General features: G+C 56.9%; 3 protein-coding genes. 1 reads left to right on the top strand and 2 read right to left on the bottom strand.

Going from position 1 to position 6,000, the window contains the following annotated elements; genetic code table 11:
• Nucleotides 1-147: 147 nt before the first annotated feature.
• Nucleotides 148-888, bottom strand: a complete 741-nt coding sequence (locus tag Q0J85_RS07685) for an endonuclease/exonuclease/phosphatase family protein (RefSeq protein WP_294479944.1) — start codon at nt 886-888, stop codon at nt 148-150.
• Nucleotides 889-895: 7 nt separating this feature from the next.
• Nucleotides 896-2,731, bottom strand: coding sequence for a bifunctional homocysteine S-methyltransferase/methylenetetrahydrofolate reductase (locus Q0J85_RS07680; RefSeq protein ID WP_294479942.1), 1,836 nt, complete (start codon nt 2,729-2,731; stop codon nt 896-898).
• A 547-nt stretch (nt 2,732-3,278) separates the two neighbouring features.
• Here Q0J85_RS07680 and Q0J85_RS07675 point away from each other — a divergent pair.
• On the top strand, nt 3,279-5,594 hold the full coding sequence (locus Q0J85_RS07675; protein WP_294479940.1) for an ATP-binding protein: 2,316 nt from the start codon (nt 3,279-3,281) through the stop codon (nt 5,592-5,594).
• Nucleotides 5,595-6,000 lie beyond the last annotated feature (406 nt).

Below are 6,000 nucleotides of genomic sequence, written 5' to 3'. Positions count from 1 at the left end.
GACCGACACACCATACCGCGAAATGGTCGATGCGGCCCGCAAGGTCAGCTCCGAAATGTACCAGTACCGCCTCTCGGAGGGGCCGGGAAAATAACAGGAGACAACACCGAAATGACCAGATGACTCTCTTCCGGGAGTCATCTTTTTTTATAGCGAAAGATCCGCCACGAGCGGCAGATGATCCGAGTAGAGCACCGGAACAACTTCAAAGCGGTCGACCCTGATCTGCGGAGAAACCAGAATGTAATCGAGCTGCTTCAGCGGTTTCCATGCGGGATAGGTCGCCGCTCCGGTCGGATTCGCATTCCGGAGTCCGAGGGCGGATTTGAGTTCATCGAGTTCCGGCTCCCCCCCGAACGTATTGAAATCTCCCGTCAGGACAACCGGACGCCCTTTCGGTAGAAATTCACGCAGAAACGCGATCTGGCGCGCGCGTGTGCGCGCTCTCAGCCCGAGATGCACGAGAAAGACCGTGATGCCGTCGCATTCGCGTTCAAGGATCAGCTTTTTCGTGCCGCACGGGAAATAGTGTCTTTTGACTTCCGCGCCGGACCGCCCCAGAAGCGCATTGGTCTGGCTGCGCAAATACGGAATGCGGCTGAGGATCGAATCCGGGCCGTATTTCGACCCCGCGTCCGGAAGCTCCCCCGTCACTTCGTACAACATTCTCGCCACGAACTCCGGATGGCTGATTCCGGCGGTGCGCCAACTGCCGGAATCGGCCTCCACCAGCCCGACGACGTCCGGATTCAGCTCCCTCACAAGTCCGGTGATTCCCCGGAACGGAGCGCGGCTCGCACGCAGATAACGGTGAATGCTCAGCAATCGCCTGGCTTCACCGCCGGGACAACCCGTCCCATAGGCGATGTTGTAGACAAGCAGCCGCATGGCCGGATCACTTTTCCAGAACCCGCAGCGCAAGTCCGACATTGCCGAACGGCGCGCTGACCTGAATCCCCTGAACGCGGCTGCGGATCGCTTCGACGCTCTCACGCGCGATTTCGATGCCGGTGTCACGCTGCTCTTCGCGGCTCCTGGAGGCGGCCATCCGCTGCATGATCGAGTCCGGAACAACCACGCCGGGCACTTCGTTTTTCATGAACTCGGCGTTGCGGTAGCTCGTAAGCGGCCAGATCCCGGCGATGAGCGGCGTCTTAAGGTGCTCGATACGGTCGAGGAACGCGAAGAGCGCCTCGGGCGCAAAAACCGGCTGCGTGATGATGAAATCCGCACCAGCCTCGACTTTCTCACAGAGTCGGCGGTACTCCCGATCAAGGTCGATCGCGCTCGGATCGGCGCCGACGCCGATGAGCGCCCGGGTCGGCGCATTCAGCGGTTTTCCGCCGAGATCGACGCCGCGATTCATGCGGGCCTGAATTTTCACCAGTCCGATCGAATCGACGTCGAACACGCCGGAACTGAACGGGTAATCCCCGAGCTTCGGGGGATCTCCGGTGATGAAGAGGATGTTGTGAATCCCCATCCCCGCACAGCCGAGCAGATCCGCCTGGAGTCCGATCACGCTCTTGTCGCGACAGCAGCAGTGCAGCACCGCTTCGATGCCGACCTGCTGCTGAATCGCAATCGCGGCGGCGACGGGCGAGATACGTGCGGATGCGCGCGGACCGTCCGGCAGATTCACGACATCCACCCCCGCCTCAAAGCATTTGCGCGCCCCCTCGACCGTGGCAGCAAGATCGAATCCGCGCGGCGGCGTGATCTCGACCGAGGTGACGAATTCGCCTGCCGCAAGTTTCGCCCCGAGACGTGAACGTTCGGCAATGGGAACGGGCGGAGGAAGCTCCTCCCCCGCGACTTCGATCTTCGGCAACTCCTGTTTCTCGGCGCGCATGAGCGGCTTGATCGTGCGCGCGAGTTCGCGGATGTGACCGGGCGTGATGCCGCAGCAGCCGCCGATGGCGGCCGCGCCGAGATTGGCGTACCGTTTCGCGTAAGTGCTGAAATATTCGGCGCTGGTCATGTAGATCATGCGGCCGTCGACTCCGCGCGGCTGACCCGCGTTCGGCTGGACGACGATCGGCAGTTTCGTTTTCTTGACGAGCACTTCGAGTTCGGCGAGCGTCGTCTCCGGCCCGCCGCCGCAGTTCAATCCGATCGCGGTCGGGCGCGGACCCGGGAACGTCGCGACGAGTTTCTCGAATTCGCTGATCCCTTCGCCGCTGTGATTCTCCGCGTGGCGGTCGACGGCAAAACTCAGCACGTAAACCAGTTCCGGGAACTGCTTGACCGCTTCGAGCGCGGAAGCGAGATCGATCACGGTCCGCAATGATTCAAAGATGATGAAATCCGTCACCGGCGCGAGGGTTTCGAGCTGTTCAACAATCAGCGAGGCGCGGCTGCGCGTGTCGGCGGGGGACTCCGGTTCGCCGATCGGCCCGACCGAACCGGCGATGAGCACCTCGCCGGTTCGCCCGGCCTCTTCGATCGCGCGGCGTGCGAGCTCGGCGGATGCGCGGTTGATCGCGGCAGTCTGATCGGCCAGACCGAATTTCCCGAGCCTCCGCGCATTCGCGTTGAACGTGTTCGTGGTCAGCACCTCGGCGCCCGCCTCCAGATAACGGCGGTGGATGTCGAGGATCACATCAGGATTTGTGACGGAAAGTTGCTCAAATGAGGCATTTACAAAAAAATTCCGTCGATAGATCTCGGTTCCGATCGCGCCGTCGAAAATCACCAGCGACTCCGAGAACTTGCGTTGCAGACAATTCATATGGGTTTCACCGTGGGGTTGTGTTACCGTTTCTCATCAATACAAGTGTTTAACATACTCCGGTTTTCGCAATTATGCAATGAAAATCTTCCGTTTTTTTTCGGTTTGAGTCCTGAATCGCAACTCTTTCCGGCTTGAAGTTTCAAGGGAATGGCATGCCGCCTCCCCGCGCCTCCCGGGGCATGTCGTTTTCCGCAGCCGCCCAAAGAAAATTCATACAAAACTTATAAAAATACTAAAAAACCATATTTATATGATTATCAATTATAATATATTTTTTATAACTATTTCAAAGTAAAATATTTAAAAAATTTTAAAAACCACTTGCATTTTCATTTCAATGTATTATATTGCAGATAAAGACGCCCGAAAATAGAAATAAAAATGGGGCAGGAGTCAAATACCCGGAAACGAAGTGGAAAGAAGAAGCAAAGTCGGGTCCGGGACATTAGATGTCGATCTTCAGGAGTTCTATTGGGTTCTGTTGGGATTCATCACAACCGCAGAGAAAACCGATCAATTTACAACCAGCAGGGGAAAATTGCTTATGCCGGAAAATCAGGAAGCAGCCATCGAACAGGAACGTCTCTTCGGAAAAGATGTCGACCTGTTCAAGGCGTATCATGCAGTGCTCAACATCGGGAATATCCTCAAGACCATTGGCGTACAAACCAGCTCCAACAACGACTGGTTCCGCGCTGTGGCTCAATACATGACCGTGGCAGAACTTACCTCCCTGTACGACCGGATTATCTCGCCCGAACACCGCCAGGCTCTTGCGGAGCAGCCGCGCCATCGGAATCCGCCCATTCTCCGGGAGGATGACCCGGACGATATTCTCTCCTATCTGAGCAAAAACATCGTCCACCGCAAGAAAATGTGGCGGATAGCCAGTTCGATCTACCAGCGGAAAGCGAAACAATACAAAGCTGCTCTGGAGGAGACCGATCGTCGCCGCTCCGCTCTGGAGACCCGGGTCCACGAAATGCAGGAACTCTTTTCGCTCACGGATCTTGAAATCCGTGCGCTGATTACCATTTTCCTCTCCGAAACGAACTTCATCAACCTCGGAGACTTTGACGTCGGCAACTACAATTCCGGCGAGAAAATCTGTTCGATGGCCCGGATTCTGGATATCACCGAGATCGAAGCCTCCGAACTGTTCAACGACGACCATAACATCCGCAAATACGGTCTCATCGACGAGGACATGGACATGGACCGGACGTTCCTCTCCTATCTGGTCGGCATCTCCTCGAAACCGCTGGCGGAACGGTTCTGGACGAAATATTCCGGTGAAGTGCTTCCCTGGGAGTTTCACGGCCGTCTCGCGGAGAAGAACGGCGCCGTACTCAAAGACATGATTCGCTCCAAATCGCCGGACGCCGGACTTTCGGTGCTGTTCTTCGGAGTCCCGGGATCGGGCAAAACCAGCTTCGCCGCAAGTCTCGCCGCTGATATGGGCAAGGAACTCTACTTCATCGCCCAGAACGATAACGACAGCCACAATATGCGTTACAGCGCCGCGTTCCGTTACGCTGCGCTCGCGGTCGCACAGAAGCAACTCGACCCCGCGACCAGCATTCTCGTCATCGACGAGTGCGACAAACTCGTCGAAAACACCAGCATGGGCGGGGAAATTTTCTATCGCCTGTTCGGAGGCAATATCGCCGCGGGACGTGACGGCGAGAGCAAGGGACAGCTCAACACCGTCATCGATCAGAATCGCCACGTCATTCTCTGGATCTGCAACAGCAAACAGGAGGCGATCGACCCGAGCAGCCGACGCCGTTTCGACTACAACATCTTTTTCGACGATCTCTCGGCAGGATCGCGCCGTCATATCTGGGAGAACGCCTTGAAATTCTACAACTGCCAGACGTGGCCCGGAGAAGAGTTTCTGACCCGGCTGAGCCGTCGTTATCCGGTCAATCCCGGCGGGATCTCGATTTCGGTGAAAAATGCGGTCGCACTCTGCAAAGCCGATCCGTCCCGTTCGTTCGAGAAAGAGCTCATGACTTTCCTCAAAGCGCACTGTTCGCTCCTGGGGATTCAGGAGGCTCCGGAGGAGCTGCTCGAGCCCGCCCGCGACTATTCACTCGAGGGGCTCAACATCCGCAGCGGAATCAAACTCCCGCGCCTGATCGAGGCGTGCCGCAAATACCTGAACAGCATCTCCGAAATCGGGAAGGAACGCGATCAGCCGCGCATGAATCTGCTGCTTTTCGGAGCTCCGGGTTCAGGCAAAACCGAGTTTGTGAAATATCTGGCCAAGCAGCTCGACCGGAAACTCTGCATCAAAAACGCCAGTGACCTGCTCGACTGCTACGTCGGAGCCACCGAACAGCGGATCGCCGCCGCGTTCGCCGAGGCGGAACTCAGTCAGGAGATCCTCTTCATCGACGAGGGCGATTCGCTTCTGAGCACGCGGGAGAACGCGATCCGCAGCTGGGAGGTAAGCCAGGTCAATACGCTGCTGACCGAAATGGAACATTTCCGGGGGATTTTCATCGTCGGAACGAACCTGATTCAGCGGCTCGATCAGGCGGCGCTGCGCCGGTTCAGCTTCCGGCTCCACTTCGACTACCTGAACAACGAGGGCAAGGAGATCTTCTACAAGACCTACTTCACCAGGCCGTTCGGGCTGCCGGAACTCTCCGGGAAAGAGCGCGAAGCGCTGTTCTCCATCGACACGATGACCCCGAGCGACTTCCGGAACACGCGGCAGCAGTTCTACTATCTCGAGGATTCCAATCTCAGCAACGCCGAAATCATCGAGGCGCTCGCGTCGGAAATCGCCGGGAAGAATGCGGGGAGCAGTTTCAAGGGGCTCGGGAATATCGTGAACAAAATGGGGTTTTAATCGATACACCGGGGGACCGGGTTTTCCGGTTCCCCGGCGGCGCAGGGACATTTCAGGAGATCCGCTGATGAAGCGGCATGACCGGCTCAAGTGCACCCCGAATCGGGCTATTGTCGAAGACCTGACCCGATACGGGATTCCGCAAAGAACAACGCCTGAATGCCGCCGAACCGGATCGCAGGCGCGAAAAACAGATCATATACGAATATTTTCAAGTTCAGTATCGATTTGCTCTTGACTTTTTCACAATTTTTGTCCATAATATTATAGAATAGTGAATCATCCGATTCACTTTCGAGAGAGGCAGAGGAAAACTTTGCGGTCGGAACAGGAGCGGACACAGACAGGTCCGTCCCCCCCTCCCGCAGCGTATCTTCAGAAAGGGTTGCATATGCGGAAAGACGGG

Origin of the sequence: uncultured Victivallis sp., from assembly GCA_944389935.1 — a bacterium.
GTDB lineage: Bacteria > Verrucomicrobiota > Lentisphaeria > Victivallales > Victivallaceae > Victivallis.
Note: the sequence above shows the minus strand (reverse complement) of the source record. Positions and strands in the feature narration are given on the sequence as shown.